This window comes from Rhodococcus yananensis (assembly GCF_020515525.1).
Classification (GTDB): domain Bacteria; phylum Actinomycetota; class Actinomycetes; order Mycobacteriales; family Mycobacteriaceae; genus Rhodococcus; species Rhodococcus yananensis.
In genome coordinates this window covers 1-19,263 of sequence record NZ_JAIYEP010000037.1, presented here as the reverse complement: position 1 = coordinate 19,263, position 19,263 = coordinate 1, and the positions used below count along the sequence as shown (strand labels likewise).

Here is a 19,263-nt window from a genome sequence, read left to right as displayed (position 1 = left end):
CCGGCTCCGAATGGAACACAGGCGGAACACGATCCACGGAGGCACGATGGGAATCGAGTACAGCAGCGTCGTCGACGCGACCCGCAACGACGTCTTCGGCTGGCACTCCCGGCGCGGCGCGATCCATCGCCTGCTGCCGCCGTGGCAGCCGATGAACGTCGTCTCCGAGGCCGGATCCCTCGCGGACGGACGTGCCGTCCTCGGGCTACCCGGGGGCTTGCGCTGGGTAGCGGACCACCAACGCGATGCCTACGATCCGCCGGCTCGCTTCGTCGACGAACTCGGCCGCAAGGGGGTGATGTCGCTACCGGCGGGGCTTGTCGGCTCGTGGCGCCACGAACACCGATTCGAGGAAGTCGACGGCCACCGCACCCGTGTGACCGATCGCGTCGACACCCCGATCCCGGAACGTCTGCTGCTGCAGACCTTCCGCTACCGGCACCGTCAGCTCGCCGAAGACCTCGCAAGCCACCGCTGGGCGCGCGAGCAGGGAGTGCGGCCCGCCACCGTCGCGGTGTCCGGCACGAGCGGGCTCGTCGGCACTGCACTGACCGCGTTCCTGAGTACCGGCGGCTACCGCGTGATCCACCTGGTGCGGCGAACGGCGCGCGGCGACGACGAGCGACGTTGGGATCCCGAGTCGCCTGCCGCCGACCTGTTCGAGGGCGTCGACGCCGTCGTCCACCTCGCAGGCGCGTCGATCGCCGGACGGTTCACCGACTCCCACAAGGCCGCGATACGCGAGAGCCGCATCGAACCGACGAGGCGGCTCGCCGAGCGCGCGGCCAGTACCGCGAACGGGCCGGCAACGTTCGTGTGTGCATCGGCGATCGGTCTGTACGGCTACAACCGAGGGGACGAACCACTCGACGAGCACTCCTCGGGTGGAGGAGGTTTCCTCACCGATGTGGTGACCGACTGGGAGGCTGCCACCGCACCCGCCGCCGACGCAGGACTGCGCGTGGTCAATGTGCGTACCGGGGTGGTGCAGACCCCGCGCGGCGGCACTCTGCAGCTGATGCGGCCCCTGTTCACCGCGGGTCTCGGTGGGCGCCTCGGCAGCGGAAGGCAGTGGTTGTCGTGGATCGATCTCGACGACCTGCTCGACGTCTACCATCGCGCGCTCTACGACCCGGCGTTGTCGGGACCTGTCAATGCCGTTGCGCCGGAGCCTGTCCGAAACGAGGAATACACGCGAGTTCTGGCGGATGTATTGCATCGGCCTGCGTTGGTGCCGGTCCCGGGCTTCGGCCCGAAGTTGCTGCTCGGTGAGCAAGGTGCCCGCGAACTGGCGACCGCCGACCAGTACGTCGTGCCCCGGCGTCTGCTCGATGCCGGGCACACATTCCGGAGGGCTTCCCTCGAGGACTGCCTGCGCCACCTGCTGGCGGCGTCATGACCGAAACGGGTCGCGTCGACTCGCCCGGTCGGTCGCTGCGCATCCTCGTGACGGGGGCGACCGGGTACATCGGAGGCAGGCTCGCACCTCGCCTGGTCGCAGCGGGCCATCGGGTGCGGGTTCTCGCGCGCAACCCCGACAAACTCCGCGACGTGCCATGGGCCGGCGATGTGGAGGTGCTACGCGGCGACCTCGGCGATCCCGAATCGCTCGAGCGAGCATTCCAGGATATCGACGTTGTCTATTATCTGGTGCATTCGATGGGTGGTCGCGGCGAATTCCTCGACGCAGAACGTCGCGCTGCCGAACACGTCGCCTCCGCCGCGCGCAGTGCAGATGTCGGGAGGATCGTCTATCTCGGTGGCCTGCACCCGAAGTCCGCGGAGTTGTCGACGCACCTGAGGTCGCGAGCACAGGTCGGCCGGATCCTGCTCGAGTCCGGGGTGCCCACGTTGGTGCTTCAGGCGGGCGTGGTGATCGGTTCGGGTTCGGCATCATTCGAGATGATCCGGCATCTGAGCAATCGCCTGCCCGTCATGACGACACCCCGATGGGTGAACAACCGGATCCAGCCGATCGCGATCCGGGACGTGCTCCACTATCTGGTTGCCGCAGCGACCGCCCCGCTGCCGCGCAGCCGCACCTACGACATCGGCGGACCCGATGTGCTGCGGTACGGCGAGATGATGCAGGTCTACGCAGACGTGGCGGGATTGCACCGTCGCAGGATCCTGGTGCTTCCGGTTCTCACACCGAAACTGGCCGGCCTGTGGATCGGCCTGGTCACTCCGATCCCGCCGTCCCTGGGCCGCACCCTGATCGAATCGCTGGGAAACGATGCGGTGATGGACGATCACGATGTCGACGAAGTGATCGCGCCGCCACGCGGCGGGCTCACCGGGTATCGCGACGCCGTCGCATTGGCGTTGGGGCGTATCGAACGCGGCGAAGTGGAAACCACGTGGGCGAACGCGTCGCCTGTCGGCGCGCCTGCAGACCCGTTACCGTCGGATCCGGAGTGGGCCGGGGAGGTTGTCTACACGGATGAGCGCAGCCTCGACTGCGACACAGACGTGAACGCGGTGTGGGATGTCGTCGAGGGCATCGGCGGCGAGAACGGCTGGTATTCCTTCCCACTGGCGTGGACGATCCGCGGCTGGCTCGATCGCTTCGTCGGCGGGGTGGGCCTGACCCGCGGACGGCGGAATCCACGCACCCTGCACACCGGCGACGCCCTCGACTTCTGGAGGGTCGAGCGCATCGACCGCCCGGAGTTGTTGCGGTTGCGTGCGGAAATGCTCGCGCCCGGTGGCGCATGGCTCGAATGGCGGCTCGAATCCCGCGGTACGGATCGCGCGCGGTTACACCAGCGCGCGATCTTCTTCCCCAAAGGCCTGGCGGGGCGGGTGTATTGGTACTCGCTGCTTCCGTTCCACGGAATCATCTTCGCCGGCATGCTCGAGAACATTGCCGGGACAGCACGGAAAGCCGGTGACGACTGACGTCACCGGCCTGTCCGTTCCGTTCACACCGTGCAGAGCGGCCTGATCTCCTGCATTCCTTCCGTGGTCGGCGAGGTCAGCATCAAGCACGAGTTGTATCCCTGCGCCTCCACGACCGCGCGGATCTCCTGCCAGTCCGCCACGTCCACCACCGGGGACCGCGACAGCACGAACCCGGAGAGCCGGCTCGGGTCACCGACCAGCGCCCACGAGTAGTCGTCGGCGAGGTGCGCGACGATGTAGTTGCTCGGTCCGTCGAGTGAATCCTGTGACGGGACATCGGGAAACGACACGTGCAGTGCCGCGGTGTCGTTGACCCGCGCGTTGCCCACGATGCCGCGGCGTTCACCGGTGACGGTGGTGCACGAATTCTCCACGCGGATGTTCTGTTCGTCGATCGGCGTGTAGTTCGCGGTGGTGTCGCGCACGCAATCGAGGTTGAACGGCGCCGGATTGGCGGCCAGTTGGTACCACTGGCCCAGGTAGCGGCTCACATCGAGTTGCGGGACGGGACGCAGCGGCGCCGCCTGCGCGGGTGCTGCAACCAACGTCGAGCCCGCTGCGGCGAGGAGCGCCGCAGCGAGACCGATGATTGTTTTCCTCATGGGGTCTCCCTTCTGCTTGCCGAGGCAGTACTACTGCGGCATCAGGACGCCGTCGATCAGGTAGACCGTCGCGTTCGCTGTTTCGATGCCACCGCAGATCACGTTGGCGTCGTTGACTGTCCACTCGTCACCGGAGCCTGCGACCTCGACGGCGCCGCCCTGAACGGTGGTCTGCTCGCCGGCGATATCGGCGGGCGCGATCTGACCGGGGACCACATGGTAGGTGAGGACATCGGTCAGCAGCGCCGAATCGGTCTTCAACGTCTCGATGGTCGCGGGATCGACCGCCGCGAAGGCGTCGTCCACCGGCGCGAACACCGTGAATTCGCCGCCGTTGAGAGTGTCGACGAGATTCACGTCCGGGTTGAGCTGCCCGGAGACCGCCGCGGTGAGCGTGGTGAGCATCGGGTTGTTCGATGCCGCAGTGGTCACGTTCTCCTGCGCCATACCTTCAACCGAACCGGGGCCCGTCGGCACCTGTTCTGCGTAGGCGGCGCATCCGGGCCCGACGAGGCCTGCCGGCATTGCCGCAGCCGACTCCGTGGTCTCCATCGGTGCGGTGGTTTCGGTCATGGTGCTGGTGGTCGTATCCATCGTGGTGTCGGAGCTGTCGTCCGACGTGCAGGCGGAGATGCTCAGTACCGCCGCAGCGCCGATACCGATAAGCGCCAAGCTCTTACGTGTCCGATTCGCCATCGTCTCGTTCCCTTCGGTACGTGCGGTCCTCGAACCGCGTCGATGAGGTGTGTCGGAGAGTCATTCGCCGCTGCGGGTCAGGGGGATGGGTGCGAGCGGAAGAAAAATTTTCCGGCGCCGGTGACCCATCCGGAATCGCGTCCGCACCGAAGCCCGAGCATGGATTCCACTTCACCTCGGGGACGCGCGCACGTCCTCGTACTGCCCGGTGGCAAACCCTCGAGCCATGCGGGGACACGACCGTGGCATCTGACGAGCGTGCGAATGGCCCTGCTGACCGAGGCGTTACGTTCGAGGCTGACGGGTCACGGCATCACGGTGGGCCAGGTGCAGTACGGAGTGCGCGGCTGGAACGGCGACCGGATGAGCCCCGTGCACGACGCACTGCGTGCACTCGACGCGACACTCGATCGGCGTCCCGACACCCGCATCGGCCTCGTGGGACATTCGATGGGCGGGCGGGTCGCGGCACATCTCGCCGCGCAGAACGGTGTCGAAGCAGTGGTCGCGCTGGCCCCCTGGTGGCCCGACAACGACGCCGCACTCATCCCTGCGGGACGCCGGCTCCTGGTGGCGCACGGAACCGGAGACCGCTGGACGGATCCCGCGTCGGCCGAATCCCAGACCGCGGCGGCCCTGCGGCGCGGAGTCGACGCAACATGGTGTCCGCTGCCCGGCGCGGGACATTTCATGCTGACCCGGCCCGGATGGTGGCACTCCGTCACCGCCGACTTCCTCATCGATGCCTTGACACCCGAGACGAGCTCTACCGGAGGAAACCATGACGCGTGAACCGTCCCGTTCCATCGCCGTGGTGGGCAGCGGCGTCGCCGGGCTCAGCGCCGCCCACGTATTGTCCCGGCGCGACCGTGTGACCCTGTTCGAGGCGGACTCACGCCTCGGTGGCCATGCCCACACCCATCACCTCACGCTCGAGGACGGGCAGGAAGTCGCGGTCGACACGGGCTTCATCGTGCACAACGACCGAACCTACCCCACACTGTTACGCCTGTTCGACGAGCTCGGTGTCGCCACTCAGGAGAGCGACATGTCGATGTCGATCCGCTCCGACCCGACCGGAGTCGAATATGCGGGAGCGAAGGGTCTTCCGGGGCTCTTTCCCACCTGGCGGTCGTTCACGAAGCCGCGTTACCTCCGGATGCTGGTTGAGATACTGCGTTTCCACCGCGCCGCGCTGGCCCTACTCGAATCGGGCGACGACGGGAAGGACGAGCCGCTAGAGGCTTTTCTCGAACGGAATGGCTTATCCCCGTTCTTTATCGATCATTTCATGACTCCTCTCGTCGCCGCGGTGTGGTCGTGCGACCCGGCGCTGGCCACCCGCTATCCCGCTCGCTACCTCTTCCGGTTCCTCGACCACCATGGCATGCTCACCGTCTTCGGTTCGCCCACCTGGCGCACCGTGACCGGCGGGTCGAGCACCTACGTCGACACACTCGCGAGCCGGCTCGACGAGGTGCTCGTGGACACTCCGGTGCACAGCGTCGAGCGGACGGATGACGGAGTGTGCATGATCGTCGGCGACGGAGATGTGCGGTGGTTCGACGCGGCCGTCATCGCCGTGCATCCATCTGCGGCTCTTGCGATGCTCGCCCACCCGACTCCGCAGGAGAGCCGGATACTCAGCGCGCTACCGTATTCGACGAATCATGCGCAGCTGCACACCGACACGTCGCTGCTGCCCCGTAATGAGCGCGCCCGCGCGTCGTGGAACTATCTGACGCCCGCCGACACCGGACCCGAGGGCGTGATCGTCACTTACGACATGACCAGATTGATGCGGCTGACCACGGTCACGGATCGGCGATTCCTCGTCACCCTCGGCGGTGCGCATCTCGTCGACCCCCGCAAGGTGATCGCGGAGATGACGTACGAGCATCCGCTGTACACGCCCGAATCGACTGCAGCACAGGCGCGTCTGCCCGAGATCGGAGACAGCAGAATCGTATTCGCCGGCGCATACCACGGGTGGGGATTCCACGAAGACGGCGCCCGGTCCGGCGTGGAGGCCGCTCGGCGGCTCGGCGTCGAGTGGAGTGCACCTTCCTACATCAGGGCGGAGGTGTCCCCGTGACCACGGCGTGGCTCTACCGCACCAGAATCGGACACGTTCGGCGCGCACCGATACGGCACGCATTCGAATACCGAAGCTACAGCTGGTACATCGACCTCGACGACCTTCCGGTGCTGCCGTGGTGGTTGCGTCCGTTCGCCCGGTTCGACCCCGCCGATCACTTCGACGACACCCGCCCGGACGCGACGCTCCGAGAGCGGATCGACGCGTATCTCGCGGGCGAGGGAATCGACCTCGACGGCGGACGTATCACCGCGCTGCTGAACGCGCGGGTACTCGGTCACGTCTTCGATCCGCTGACGCTGTTCTGGTGTCACGATCCCGGCGGAACACTCGTGTGCGTTGTTGCCGAGGTGCACAACACCTACGGGGGGCGGCACTGTTATCTGCTGAGGCCGGATGCCTCGGGCTACGCGGAGGCCGACAAGGTCTTCTACGTCTCCCCGTTCAATGAGGTCACCGGCAGTTACACCCTGCGGGTCGCGGAGCCAGGCCCCTTTCTCGATGTCGAGGTGTCGCTACACCGCGAGGGACAGCCGCCTTTCACGGCCACGATGCGCGGGTCCGGCAGGCCGGCGACACTCGGGGTCGTCGCCCTCTCCCAGCTCACTCATCCGCTTGCACCGCACATGGTCTCGGCTCGCATCCGGAGACAGGGCGTCGGGCTGTGGCTGCGTGGACTCCCCCTCGTCCCGCGCCCTGCAGCGCCCTCGGCCCACAGACACCTATAGGAGAGTGCCCGATGAGCACACCCGAACTCGAACTGCTCACCCCGCGTGTGAGCGTCGACCCGACGAGATGGCCCGACCTGGCGTCAGTCCCAGGGGGACTCCGCACCCGCGTCGCTGCGGTGATCGCCGACCGGTTGTTCCGCAATGCTGCTGCGCGCCTGGACGTGCGGGTGGAATACCCCGACGGAACCGTGCTCGGAGGCGGCGGTGCGGCAGGAAGCAGCAACAGCATTGATTCTCGGATTCTGCCCAGGATGATCATCCGTCGTCCGGAGTCGTTCGCCCGACGGCTCGGCCGCGGTGGACTCGTCGGTTTCGGTGAGGCCTACATGGCAGGCGACTGGACCGCGTCGGACCCCGTCGCAGTACTCACCCCGTTCGCCGCCGAGATCGGGACGCTGATCCCGTTGCCGCTCCGGCGTCTGCGCCGGTTCGTCGTCGCGGCGCAACCCACTGGGGAACGGAACACCGAGGAGAACACCCGCTCCAACATCTCCCGCCACTACGACCTGTCGAACGCCTTGTTCGAAACGTTTCTGGACGGGTCCATGACCTACTCGAGTGCGCTGTTCGACGAGCTCCCCGCACGGTGGGATGCTCTCGAGACGTCCCAGCACCGCAAGATCGACCGGTTGCTCGATGCCGCGGACGTGCGCGCTGGAACGCGGCTCCTCGAAATCGGTACCGGCTGGGGTGAACTGAGCGTGCGTGCCGCGAAGCGTGGTGCCACCGTGCGCTCTGTGACGCTCTCGACCGAACAACAGGCGCTGGCCCGCAGGCGGGTGGCGGAGGCCGGTCTGTCCGACCGCGTACAGATCGATCTCCTCGACTACCGGGCAGTGGACGGCGAATACGACGCGGTCGTCTCGGTGGAAATGATCGAGGCGGTCGGATACGACTACTGGCCCACGTACTTCCGGACACTCGACCGGCTGTTGCGGCCCGGTGGCCTCGTCGCGCTGCAGGCCATCACGATGCCGCACGACCGGATGGCCGAGACGCGCGACAGCTACACGTGGATCCACAAGTACATCTTCCCGGGCGGGTTGCTGCCGTCGACCGAATCGATCGACGTGATCACGCGCTCGCTGACGTCGCTGCGCACCGTCGATCGTCTGCGATTCGGCGACCACTACGCCGAGACCCTGCGATTGTGGCGGGAACGTTTCACCACGCACACGGACCGTGTCGCGGATCTCGGATTCGATGCCGTGTTCCGGCGAATGTGGGAGTTCTATCTCGCGTACTCGGAGGCCGGGTTCCGCTCGGGCTATCTCGACGTCCAGCAGATCGTGTTCCGGAAGGAGGGCGCGCGATGAACGCCTGGTCGGAGTTCGTGCTCATCACCGTGTCCGCGGTGGTGCTGCTCGCCGCGATCCAGGCGGTCACCTTCGCGATCGGGCACCGCATCGGCCGGTACAACGTGGTGGACGTGTCGTGGGGGCTCGGTTTCGTGGCGGTGGCTGCCGCCTCGGCACTGCTCGGCAGCGGTGACGTCTCGCGACGGATGCTCCTGCTGGCGCTTGTGACGGTGTGGGGACTTCGGTTGACATGGCACATGTACCGCAAGTCGCTCGGCAAAGGTGAAGACCCCCGCTACACGGACATGCTCGAACGCGCGGGTGACCACTCGATCGCCACGATCATCCGCAAGGTCTTCGTGACCCAGGGCGCGGCCCAATGGTTCGTGTCGCTGCCGATCCAGGTCTCGGCGGTGCTCGGGCCCACCCGCGACTTCGGCACACTGGTGCTCTGGGTCGGTGTCGCCGCGTGGATCGTCGGTGTGTTGTTCGAGGCGATCGGAGACCTGCAACTGCGCCGGTTCAAGGCCGACCCCGCGAACCGTGGCCGGATCATGGACCGCGGGCTGTGGGCGTGGACGCGTCATCCCAACTATTTCGGTGACGCCGCCGTGTGGTGGGGCGTATGGCTGATCGCGGCGAGTGTGTGGCCCGGAGCAGTCACTGTGGCCTCACCCGCGATCATGACGTACTTCCTCGTCTACGCGACAGGTGCGCGGCTGCTCGAACAGTCCATGTCGAAACGGCCCGGCTATCCCGAGTACCAGCAGCGAACGTCGTATTTCCTTCCGCGGCCCCCGCGGTCGCGCGTCCACAGGAGATGATCGGCGTGCTCGATGCGTCGCTGCCACTCGTGACCGGGCCACATCCAGGTGGGTGCAGGTTGAGCGGCCCGATTCGTCCGGCTAGTGTTTCGTCCGATGAGCGGACACGGACCATGACCGACGTCGGTGGCGGAACCGACACACTCGAAGCGTTGCTCGATCGAGTCGCGGCGGAGGATTCGGCTGCCTTCGCGCAGTTCTACGACCTGACGCGAGCTCGGGCGTACGGCATGGTGTTGCGGGTACTGCGCGATCCCGGCTACAGCGAAGAAACACTGCAGGAGGTCTACCTGCAGGTATGGCGCACGGCGCCGGGGTTCGATCGCACGCAGGGGTCTGCACTCGCGTGGCTGATCACGCTGGCGCATCGCCGGGCCGTCGACCGGGTGCGCGCCGAGCAGTCCGGCGCCGAACGGGAGTCCCGCTACGGCGCCCTGACCACGCCCACCGAGTTCGACAGCGTCAGCGACGAAGCGCTCCGCCGCGACGACACACGACAGGTCCTCGATTGTCTGGGTACGCTGACCGATCTGCAGCGCCAGTCGGTCGAGCTCGCATACTACGGCGGGCTCACGTATCGCGAAGTGTCGGAACGACTGGCCTCGACGCTGCCGACCATCAAATCGAGAATCAGGGACGGCCTGATCCGCTTGAAGAACTGTCTGGGGGTGACCAGCGATGACGAGTAGCCCTCTCGACTTCGACGACGACCATCTGCTCAACCTCGCCGCTGTGTACGCCCTGGATGCGGTCTCGGACGACGAACGCCGCGAAATCGAACTGCGAGTGGCCGAGGCCGACTCCGACGTCGCCGCAGCATTCCGGCGCGAGGTCCGCGAGGTTCGCGAGACGATGGCGCAGGTTTCGCATGCGACAGTCGCCGAGCCGCCGGCCCACGTACGTCACCGTCTGCTCGAAACCATCGGCACTGCTCCGGATACCTCTGCGCCCGATTCCCCGATCGACCTGTCGGCCCGCCGGAACCGGCGACGCTATTTCCTGCTGGCGGCAGCGGCGGCGGTGGTGATCGCCATCGCAGGTATCGGCGTGGCAACCCAGATCGGCCAGGGCACTCCCCCCACCTCGGCGCAGGTTCTCGCCGCCGAGGACGTGCGCACCACCTCGGGTTCGATCGAGGGGGGCGGTACGGCGACGGTCGTGTATTCGAAGGACGTCGACGCCGGTGTGCTGGTGATGAACAACGTCGCGCCGCCGACCGACGGCACCGTCTACCAGATGTGGCTGATCGGACCCGACGGCGCGACTGCCGCAGGCACCATGACACCCGCCGACGTCGCACCGTCGACCACGGCTGTGCTCGAAGGCATCTCGGATGCGACCGCATTGGGATTCAGTGTGGAGCCGGAAGGCGGATCAACCCAGCCGACAAGCATTTTCGCTGAGTTGCCGCTCGGCTGATCTGTCCCGGACCGAAGCTCATGTGGGCGACAGACCAGCGCTGCGCTGTCCGGACACACGGATCAGTTTCTCGTTGACGAACTCGCCCACGCCCCACTGCGCCAGCTCGCGGCCGTAGCCGGAACGGCCGACACCGCCGAAAGGCAGGCCGGCTGCGGTGACCGCATGCTCGTTGACGAACGTCATGCCGTCCTTGAGCCGCGCAGCCACCTCGTGCGCCTTGTCGACGTCCGAGGACCATACCGAGCTGGACAGTCCGTACTCGGATTCCTCGTTGGCAATGCGCACGGCCTCGTCCACCCCGTTCGCCTTGTACACGATCGCGACCGGACCGAAGATCTCGTTGCACCCCACATCTGCGGACGGATCCACATCCGTGAGCAGGGCCGGCTCCATGTACGCGCCGTCACGGTCGATCTTCTTCCCGCCCACCCGGATCGTGGCGGTCCCCTCGCGTGCCGCGGTGGCGAGGCGGTCGACGATCTCGTCGCGGGCACCGATCGAGCTGAGCGGGCCTACGTCGGCATCCGGATCGTCATAGGCACCCACCGTGAGCGCGCCGATCGCCTTTTCCAGGTAGGCGACCGTGCGGTCGTAGAATTCCGGCTGCACGATGAGCCGCTTCGGCGCATTGCACGCCTGGCCCGTTGCAAACATCCGGATGTCCACGTATCGGTCCAGTACCCACTCCAGGTTCTCGGCATCCAACACGAGGAAGGGGTCGTTTCCACCCAGCTCGAGCAGTGACTTCTTATAGTGTTCCCCGGCCGTCTTTGCCACTGCAGAACCGGCGCCTTCGGATCCGGTGAGGGAAACACCCTGGATCCGCTTGTCTGCGATGAAGGGTTCCATCTGCGAGCCGGAAGCGTAGATGTTCTGGAACACGCCACGCGGCAATCCGGCCTCGATCAGGAGGTCCTCGCACGCCTGGGAGGAGAGCGGGCAGATCCCCGCGTGCTTGAGCACCAGCGCATTTCCGAGCAGCAGGTTGGGGGCCGCCCACCGCGCGACCTGGTAGTACGGAAAGTTTCACGGCATGATTCCCAGGATCACTCCGAGCGGCCGCTTGACCACGTACGAACGGTCCGCGCCCTGCGCCGGGAGTTCCTCGGGCGCGAGCAGTTGGTGGGCGTTGTCTGCGTACCAGCGGTAGATGCCCACCACGATGTCCAGTTCGGCCGCGCCCCACGGCCGGAGCTTGCCCATCTCCCGGCCCATGTAGTCGATCAGCCGATCCTTGTGCTGTTCATAGAGATCGGCGACGGCGCGGAGAACATCCGCGCGCTGGTCGACGGAGGTCTCCTGCCAACTGCGCTGCGCTTCGGTGGCGCGATCAAGGATCGCATCTCGGTCTGTGTCGTCGATTCGTTCGAATTGCTCTTCTTCGGTACCGGTGTTCGGGTTCTGGAGTGCAAATGTGACCATACTTCGGTCTACCCGCGTCCGATCTCCTTACACTCTGGTCGCGATCTGCGGGGAACGCCGACGACCACGGTGGCATCGAATTCGTCCGACCGGTGAACGACCGTTGTCAGTCCCTCCGCAGCGAGGATCCCGGTTGCTGCCTCGACCTGCCGGAGACCGGCTTCCATCAGCAGGTGGCCCCCGGGCGCAAGCCACTCCGACGCGGACACCGCCAGGCGACGATGCATGTCGAGTCCGTCGGCACCGCCGTCCAACGCGACACGCGGCTCGTGCAGTCGTGCCTCCGACGGCATCGTCGCGATCGCCTCCGTCGGCACGTAGGGGGCATTGGCGACGATCACATCGATGCGGCCTCGCATCGTGTCGGGCAGCGCCGCATAGAGATCGCCGCAGTGGGCGTCGCCGCCGCATCGTTCGAGGTTGCGCCGCGCGCAACGGACCGCCGCGGGATCGACGTCCGCGGCGTGCAGCCGGATCGCGGGTTCGGCAGCGGCGAGCGCAGCCCCGACCGCACCGCAGCCGCAGCACATGTCGACGACGAACGAACCCGGTGCAACGACTTCGGCGGCGCAGTGCACGAGAAATTCAGTGCGACGGCGTGGGACGAAGACATCTGCGTCGACGCTGATCCGCAGACCGCAGAATTCGGCCCATCCCAGCACGTGCTCGAGAGGTCGGCCGTCGATCCGCTGCTGTACGAGGTCTTCCAGATCGGACGGGCTGCGCGCTGCATCGGTGAGCAGGCGGGCTTCGTCTTCCGCGAAGACGCATCCGGCAGACCTCAGTTGTGCGACCAGAGTCGCAGGGGGTGGCGCCGCGCTCGGACCGCCTCCGATTTCAGTCACAGCTCACACTAACCGCGCATGTGCCGACCTGGGCAATACCTTGTCGGTGGGGTGGTCTATACAGTTCTGTTGGACTCGAGCGAGCAGGACAGGCAGGTAGCGGTACCCGTGATCACCGGTGACATCAAGAACAAGGTCGATGCAGTCTGGGACGCATTCTGGACGGGCGGCATCTCCAATCCGCTGGAGGTGATGGAACAGATCACGTACCTGCTGTTCATCCGCCGGCTGGACGACGAGCAGACGCGGGCGCTGGAGAAGGCGAACCTGTTCGGCGACCCGATCGAGGGCAACCCGTTCCCGGAGGGCGACGATGAGGACGGCAGGCCGTTCAACGACCTGCGCTGGTCGGTGTTCAAGGACCGGCATGCCGACGAGATGTTCGACATCGTCGCGAACCGGGTGTTCCCGTTCATCAAGAACATGCGCGGCGAGGAGTCCACCTACGCGCATTTCATGAAGGACGCGCGGCTGAGCATCCCGAACGCGGGGATGTTGCAGCGGGTGGTGGACCGGTTGGACAAGGTGCCGATGGAGAACCGCGACACCAAGGGCGACATCTACGAGTACCTGCTCGCGAAGATCGCGGCCGCCGGGCAGAACGGCCAGTTCCGTACGCCGCGGCACATCATCGAGCTGATGGTGCACATGACGGCACCGAAGCCGGGCGACACGATTGTGGACCCGGCGTCCGGTACGTGCGGCTTCCTCGTCGGCGCGTCGGAGTACATGCGCAGCTATCACGCGGACGCCATCAACGCGGGTGCCGGCAAGCAGCAGTACCACCACGAGATGTTCCACGGCTTCGACTTCGACAACACGATGCTCCGCATCGGGTCGATGAACATGCTGCTGCACGGCATCGAGCAACCCGACATCCGTTACCGCGATTCACTTGCCGAAGCGAACACCGGTGATGCCGAAGCGTATTCGCTTATCCTCGCGAACCCGCCGTTCGCGGGCAGCCTCGACTACGAGAACACCGCGAAGGATCTGCAGCAGATCGCGAAGACGAAGAAGACGGAACTGCTGTTCCTGGCACTGTTCCTGCGCCTGCTCAAGCCGGGTGGCCGTGCGGCGGTGATCGTGCCCGACGGCGTGCTGTTCGGATCGTCCAAGGCACACAAGGAACTTCGCAGGATTCTTGTCGAGGAGCAGAAGCTCGATGCCGTCGTGAAGCTGCCGTCCGGTGTGTTCAAGCCGTATGCGGGTGTGTCGACGGCGATTCTGTTCTTCACGAAGACCAACTCCGGCGGCACCGACAATGTGTGGTTCTACGACGTGCAGGCCGACGGATTCTCGTTGGACGACAAGCGCAATCCGCTGTTGGACGAGGGCAAGCTCGGTGTGCTCGCGGAGGTGAGCGAGGACGAGCACTCGAAGAACAACCTGCCGGACGTGCTGCGGCGCTGGAACGAACGTGACGGCGGTGAGCTGGAGCGTGCGCAAACCGAGCAGAGTTTCTGCGTGCCGAAGGACGACATCGCCGCGCAGGGCTACGACCTGTCCCTGAATCGGTACAAAGAGATCGTGCATGAGGAGGTCGAGCACCGAGCGCCAACCGAGATCCTCGACGAGCTGGATCGGCTCGAGAAGGACATCGTCGACGGCATGGCGCAGCTGCGGGAGATGCTGGCGTGAGCGGGACGATCGTGCCGTTGGCCGAGGTCGCTGAGGTCAAACTCGGGCGCCAACGCTCACCAAAGAATCACGATGGCCCGAACATGCGGAAGTACCTGCGCGCCGCCAACGTGGGGTGGAGTGGGCTGCTCCTCGACGACGTGAAGGAGATGAACTTCACGAACGCCGAGTTGGCGCAGTTCCGTCTGGAACCCGGCGATATCCTTCTCAATGAGGCATCCGGATCACCGCGCGAGGTTGGAAAGCCCGCGCTCTGGCAAGGGGAACTCGACAACTGCGCATTCCAGAACACACTCCTCCGGGTTCGGCCTAGTGAGCAAGTGGACTCTCGCTACCTTCTGCATTTCTTCCGTCACGAGGCGGAGTCTGGCGAGTTTGTGCGTGGATCACGAGGAACTGGAATCAATCACCTCGGACGGGCGGCTCTCGCACGATGGTTGATTCCGCTGCCCCCGGTTGAGGAGCAGCGGCGGATCGCGGCGATCCTCGACCACGCCGACGCCCTCCGCGCCAAGCGCCGCGCAGCCCTCGCCCGCCTCGACGCGCTGACCCGTTCGATCTTCATCGACATGTTCGGCCATCCAGCGTTCAACTCGAAGGGCCTGCAGACCGTTTCACTCGGAGAATTGGGTAAGTGGCAGAGCGGAGGAACGCCGCCTCGCACCTCGAAGAGTTACTTTGAGGGAAACATCCCGTGGTTCTCGTCCGGAGAACTGAACGAGATGTATGTCTCGGTGAGCCACGAACAACTAACTGAAGCTGCCATCAAGGAGACTAGCGCGAAAGCTGTACCAGCAGGTTCTTTGCTGCTCGGCATGTACGACACAGCTGCTTTGAAGTCAAGCATCGCAACCAAGGATTGCTCTTGCAACCAGGCGATCGCGTTTGCATCGATCAACCCTGACGCTGCATCGACCCCATACGTCTACTTCGCGGTCGCTGTGGGTCGCGATGAATTCCGGCGCGTTCAGCGTGGCGTACGTCAGAAGAACCTCAATCTGTCGATGGTGAAAGGCATTCGAATACCGTCTCCACCCTTGGCTCATCAGCGAGCCTTTGAAGCGCATGTTGGTTTGGTATTGGACGAACGGGTGAAGCATCACACCGCCCTAACCGAACTCGACGCCCTCTTCTCCTCCCTCCAAGCCCGCGCCTTCCGGGGCGAGCTGTGACGGCGCCGGGCCCCGTGTCGGCGATGCCGGTGTGGTCCGGCTTTCTTACTCCAGTGCTGGAGGTGCTCGCTGACGGCGCAACGTGGCGGAAGCGAGAGTTGCACGAAGCAGTCGCAGATCATGTCGGCCTCACGGCCGAGCAGCGGGCTGAGGCGCTGGCGTCCGGACAGAGCCGCTTCGACAACAGGATCGGATGGACCTTGAGCGGACTCTTCCGTGCGCAACTCGTCGACAAACCGGCACGCGCCACGTTCACCATCACCGACACCGGCCGCGCCCTGCTCGCGCAGCACCCGGACGGAATCACCGAGAAAACGCTGAAAGCTATTCCCGCGTACCAGGACTACGTTCCCGTAGTCCGGAGTACATCGAAATCCGAACCCGGCCAGGCCAGTACTGCCGCACAGGACGAGAGTGAAGCTGACCCTCTCGAACAGATCGAGAGTGGCGTCACTCGGTTGCATTCGGAGGTCGCGACAGACTTGCTGACACGACTGCGCGGGCAGCACCCCGACTTTCTGGAGCAGTCCGTCCTCGACGTGCTCGTAGCCATGGGATACGGCGGTACCGAGGGAAAGGCCACCCGCATCGGCGGCTCCGGTGACGGCGGCGTGGACGGGGTCATCGATCAGGACCCCCTCGGACTCGAACGCATCTACGTGCAGGCCAAGCGCTACGCCGCAGACAATACAGTTGGTCGGCCGGAGATTCAGGCGTTCGTCGGTGCCCTGCACGGCGTCGGTGCCGCCCGCGGTGTATTCATCACCACCAGCTCCTTCACCTCCGGTGCCCGCGAGTACGCGCAGAACATCGGCACCCGCATCATCCTCATCGATGGTGGGCGCTTGGCGTCGTTGATGATCCGATACGGAGTGGCCGTGCAGACCCGGCAGACCTTCACCGTCGTCGAAGTGGACGAAGACTACTTCGAATGAACCGAGGACACCCGTGAAAACACTCCACCCTTCCGCCAGCGACGAGAACTTCGCCGAACTGCAACGGGACCCGTTCTTCGACCCCGGAGTCGACCTCGTCGCCGACTTCTTGGCCGACGCCTTCGACGACCCGGCCGGCGCGGAAGTGGACCGGTGGACGCTGAGCGCGCTCCCCACCACGAACAGGACCGCCCAGATGCAACGTCTCTTCACGCTGAACGTCGGGCCGATGGAAGTGCTGTACGTCGAGCGCTACCTCGAGGGAAACGACATCGTGGACTACCGCATCGCCCTGTATGTGTCGGAGTCCGCTCTCGGCGCCGCCACCTCGAAGACCGTCGAGCAATTGGAGGACAGCCTCCCACTGCTGCGTTTCCATCGCACCGGGATGGCGTCGGCGGACGGCGACGGTGTCGTCATCGACTGGTTCCTGTCCGACGATGGGGCCGACGAACAGTTCTTCGGCCTGCCTCTCGCCGCCGCGATCCGCCCCCTAGCCGAGCTGCTCGTCGGCAAGGGTCGCGGCCCGTACGCGCAGTACCACAACCGTGCGTTCGCGGCGCATGTCCTCGGGCGAGCCACCGACGCCTGACGATTGCTGCAAACGAACGCACACAACCTCAGGCAGCGCGCGCGCCGCGCTACGACCGCCGCCAGTAGTACCTCCGAGCGAGCTGGGTCGACTTACGACCGGACCAGTAGCCGTCGGTGCGGCGCTCGTGGCGTATTGGCCTTCTACGTGCGAGTTCAGGCCAGCCCCATTTCGTATTACACTATTGAGTATGGCTGGTGAGACGATCGACGGAACCCCCGTCACCGACGAGATGATCGAAGGCTGGGCCAACGAAGCCGAGGCAGGCTACGACGTCCCCACCTTACGTAAGCGTGGTCGCCCGACCATCGGAGACGGCCCCGCAACAGTGGTCCCGGTCCGCATGGACGAAGCGTTGCTGCAGGCACTGAACGCGCGGGCAGAGAAGGAGCATGTGTCCAGGTCGGAGGCGATTCGAGAAGCGATCCGCGCCTGGACTCAGGTCGCGTGAAGGCACATAAATCCGCACTCAAGCATGGAATCGACGAGACCGACAGCCTCCACGCGGCTCAGCATCACGTCTATGCAGCCGACCTCGATGACGACCATCCCACGCGAGAATTCCGACTCGGTTTCGACCGGAAGGGCCGTCTACTGGAACTAGTCGTACTGCGTTTCGACAGTGGAAACGAACTTCTTATCCACGCAATGAAGGCCCGTCCGCAGTACTTCGATCTCCTGCCTTGATTTCAATCCCCCTGCGGAGGTGCACGAAACCAGTCCACGGGGGGCTACAGTCCGGCCCGCAGTAAGCGGGGCTGCTCCTCAACTCTCGGCCGGGAACTCGATGGGGTTCTGCCCGGGCTCGGTGGCCTGGCCAGACGACGCCCTGCGGGCGGCTGTGCCCGACCGTACGGAGACCCTGCGGGTCCCTGAGCTTGCCTTCGGCCCCTTCCCCACAGCTGCCCGGTCGCCATACCCCGATAGACCATCTCGGCCAACGCTTCTGGCCCCACGTCGGAGGTGACGTGCGGCTCACGCTGAACCCGGTCGTTCGTGTCGACCCTCACGAGCGGGTGCTCCACCGCCAGCTGTGGAGACGAAGGTACTGGCGCCCAGTCGGTTTCACGCACGGGAAGGCACCCCTGCGCGCAGCGTCGAATTGCGCTGACGTCGGACCTCGGGTGATGAGCGACGAATGCCCGACGCGCCGCGGCTACCGGAACGGCCCGCGCGCACGTCGAAACGAAACACCTCGGGCCCCTCGACCGGATGGGTCGAGAGGCTCGGAAGATCAGGACGTCAGCGAAGACCCCGGCGAGGTGAGACGAAGAGGGTCGGTATCGAAGACCGAACCATGAGAAGCGCCCCCTGGGGGCGTGTGGATAGACTCCACCCTACGGTGCATGACAGTTCCGTTCTGTCGTGTGCCCAGACCCCGGTTCGGTGTTCCAGCACCAGCCGGGGTCGACCTGTATTCAGGTCGGTGCAGGGATGGTCCCACGTGTGACGATGAGCGTCAACCCGAATGGGGGTTCTCCAGATCGGAAGCACCGTCCGGATTTCCACTTCTGGTGGATTTTCATTTCTTGTCGGAGGGTCCGGCTACACTTCGAACATGCTTTCGGATGATGGCGTCGACGGGCGAGGAATTGTCAATACCTGTGGATCTCGGTTTGTCAGGCGACCTCAGACACCGGAGTATCCGGTGACGGATCCGGGGTGATGTCGACCGGCCGTTCGAGGAGCTTGCCCTTGTGGAACAACGCGCCCGCCCGCACCAACGCCACCAACTGCGGAGCGTTGACCGCCCGCCACCGCGACTGCGCCGCCTCGATCAGCTTGTAGGCCATCGCCATACCCGCCGCCCTCGAGCCCGGGCCTTTGGTCACCCTGGTCCGAAGCCGCACCGTCGCAAAAGTAGATTCGATGGGATTCGTCGTGCGTAGATGCACCCAATGTTCGGCGGGATACCGGAAGTATTCGAGCAGCACCTCGGCGTCGTCGACGATCTTCTTGACTGCCTTCGGATACTTCGCGCCGTAGTCCCGTTCGAACGCCGCGATCGCCAACTGCGCCCTGTCGATGTCCTCGGCCCCGATGATCTCCTTCATCGCCGCCAACGCACCCGGATGCGCCGA

Annotated in this window: 19 protein-coding genes and 1 pseudogene; 15 read left to right on the top strand and 5 right to left on the bottom strand. The window is 65.4% G+C overall.

The window, feature by feature from the left end; all coding sequences use genetic code 11:
• The first annotated feature begins 46 nt into the window (after nt 1–46).
• Nucleotides 47–1,399 (top strand): TIGR01777 family oxidoreductase, encoded by a 1,353-nt coding sequence (locus LDQ05_RS11055; protein WP_226437010.1) that lies wholly within the window; start codon nt 47–49, stop codon nt 1,397–1,399.
• Nucleotides 1,396–2,901, top strand: a complete 1,506-nt coding sequence (locus tag LDQ05_RS11050; protein ID WP_226437009.1) for an SDR family oxidoreductase — start codon at nt 1,396–1,398, stop codon at nt 2,899–2,901. The genes LDQ05_RS11055 and LDQ05_RS11050 overlap by 4 nt, the downstream gene beginning before the upstream one ends.
• Before the next feature lie 23 nt (nt 2,902–2,924).
• Here the strand turns inward: LDQ05_RS11050 and LDQ05_RS11045 are convergent, their stop codons facing one another.
• Both LDQ05_RS11045 and LDQ05_RS11040 read right to left on the bottom strand, forming a co-directional pair.
• Nucleotides 2,925–3,506, bottom strand: a complete 582-nt coding sequence (locus LDQ05_RS11045) for a lipocalin family protein (RefSeq protein ID WP_226437008.1) — start codon at nt 3,504–3,506, stop codon at nt 2,925–2,927.
• A gap of 30 nt (nt 3,507–3,536) precedes the next feature.
• Nucleotides 3,537–4,202 (bottom strand): fasciclin domain-containing protein, encoded by a 666-nt coding sequence (locus LDQ05_RS11040; RefSeq protein ID WP_169689175.1) that lies wholly within the window; start codon nt 4,200–4,202, stop codon nt 3,537–3,539.
• A gap of 159 nt (nt 4,203–4,361) precedes the next feature.
• On the opposite strand from LDQ05_RS11040, the gene LDQ05_RS11035 reads away from it, so the two are divergent.
• From LDQ05_RS11035 to LDQ05_RS11005, 7 genes are all read left to right on the top strand, one after another.
• Nucleotides 4,362–4,994 carry an alpha/beta hydrolase gene (locus LDQ05_RS11035; RefSeq protein ID WP_226437007.1) on the top strand — a complete coding sequence of 211 codons (633 nt, stop codon included), beginning with the start codon at nt 4,362–4,364 and terminating at the stop codon, nt 4,992–4,994.
• Nucleotides 4,984–6,297, top strand: coding sequence for an NAD(P)/FAD-dependent oxidoreductase (locus LDQ05_RS11030; RefSeq protein ID WP_226437006.1), 1,314 nt, complete (start codon nt 4,984–4,986; stop codon nt 6,295–6,297). Before LDQ05_RS11035 ends, LDQ05_RS11030 begins: the two co-directional genes overlap by 11 nt.
• Nucleotides 6,294–7,028: a DUF1365 domain-containing protein gene (locus LDQ05_RS11025; protein WP_226437005.1), complete on the top strand. Its 735-nt coding sequence runs from the start codon at nt 6,294–6,296 to the stop codon at nt 7,026–7,028. Before LDQ05_RS11030 ends, LDQ05_RS11025 begins: the two co-directional genes overlap by 4 nt.
• A gap of 11 nt (nt 7,029–7,039) precedes the next feature.
• On the top strand, nt 7,040–8,347 hold the full coding sequence (locus tag LDQ05_RS11020) for a class I SAM-dependent methyltransferase (RefSeq protein ID WP_226437004.1): 1,308 nt from the start codon (nt 7,040–7,042) through the stop codon (nt 8,345–8,347).
• Nucleotides 8,344–9,153, top strand: a complete 810-nt coding sequence (locus LDQ05_RS11015; RefSeq protein WP_226437003.1) for a DUF1295 domain-containing protein — start codon at nt 8,344–8,346, stop codon at nt 9,151–9,153. Before LDQ05_RS11020 ends, LDQ05_RS11015 begins: the two co-directional genes overlap by 4 nt.
• Before the next feature lie 113 nt (nt 9,154–9,266).
• A complete protein-coding gene (locus LDQ05_RS11010) occupies nt 9,267–9,842 on the top strand; it encodes a sigma-70 family RNA polymerase sigma factor (RefSeq protein WP_226437002.1) in 576 nt (191 codons plus the stop codon).
• Complete coding sequence (locus LDQ05_RS11005; protein ID WP_226437001.1) at nt 9,832–10,572, top strand: anti-sigma factor; 741 nt, start codon at nt 9,832–9,834, stop codon at nt 10,570–10,572. The genes LDQ05_RS11010 and LDQ05_RS11005 overlap by 11 nt, the downstream gene beginning before the upstream one ends.
• A gap of 18 nt (nt 10,573–10,590) precedes the next feature.
• Here LDQ05_RS11005 and LDQ05_RS11000 read toward each other — a convergent pair.
• Together LDQ05_RS11000 and LDQ05_RS10995 are read right to left on the bottom strand one after the other, a co-directional pair.
• Nucleotides 10,591–11,997: pseudogene (locus LDQ05_RS11000) on the bottom strand (aldehyde dehydrogenase family protein).
• An 8-nt stretch (nt 11,998–12,005) separates the two neighbouring features.
• On the bottom strand, nt 12,006–12,842 hold the full coding sequence (locus LDQ05_RS10995; protein ID WP_226437000.1) for a putative protein N(5)-glutamine methyltransferase: 837 nt from the start codon (nt 12,840–12,842) through the stop codon (nt 12,006–12,008).
• 108 nt (nt 12,843–12,950) lie between these two features.
• On the opposite strand from LDQ05_RS10995, the gene LDQ05_RS10990 reads away from it, so the two are divergent.
• The 6 genes from LDQ05_RS10990 to LDQ05_RS10965 all read left to right on the top strand — a co-directional run bounded on the left by LDQ05_RS10990 (nt 12,951) and on the right by LDQ05_RS10965 (nt 17,869).
• Complete coding sequence (locus LDQ05_RS10990; protein ID WP_226437031.1) at nt 12,951–14,483, top strand: type I restriction-modification system subunit M; 1,533 nt, start codon at nt 12,951–12,953, stop codon at nt 14,481–14,483.
• Entirely contained in the window at nt 14,480–15,655 is a 1,176-nt protein-coding gene (locus LDQ05_RS10985) for a restriction endonuclease subunit S (protein WP_226436999.1), read from the top strand. The genes LDQ05_RS10990 and LDQ05_RS10985 overlap by 4 nt, the downstream gene beginning before the upstream one ends.
• A gap of 23 nt (nt 15,656–15,678) precedes the next feature.
• Nucleotides 15,679–16,590 (top strand): restriction endonuclease, encoded by a 912-nt coding sequence (locus LDQ05_RS10980; RefSeq protein ID WP_226436998.1) that lies wholly within the window; start codon nt 15,679–15,681, stop codon nt 16,588–16,590.
• Nucleotides 16,591–16,603: 13 nt separating this feature from the next.
• Nucleotides 16,604–17,182: a hypothetical protein gene (locus tag LDQ05_RS10975; RefSeq protein WP_226436997.1), complete on the top strand. Its 579-nt coding sequence runs from the start codon at nt 16,604–16,606 to the stop codon at nt 17,180–17,182.
• Nucleotides 17,183–17,372: 190 nt separating this feature from the next.
• The gene (locus tag LDQ05_RS10970; protein WP_226436996.1) at nt 17,373–17,633 is read left to right on the top strand and encodes a ribbon-helix-helix domain-containing protein; all 261 of its coding nucleotides are present in this window, start codon (nt 17,373–17,375) and stop codon (nt 17,631–17,633) included.
• Entirely contained in the window at nt 17,630–17,869 is a 240-nt protein-coding gene (locus tag LDQ05_RS10965; RefSeq protein WP_226436995.1) for a toxin, read from the top strand. Before LDQ05_RS10970 ends, LDQ05_RS10965 begins: the two co-directional genes overlap by 4 nt.
• Before the next feature lie 932 nt (nt 17,870–18,801).
• Here LDQ05_RS10965 and LDQ05_RS10960 read toward each other — a convergent pair.
• The coding region (locus tag LDQ05_RS10960; RefSeq protein ID WP_226436994.1) for a transposase at nt 18,802–19,263 on the bottom strand (462 nt) is incomplete at its 5' end.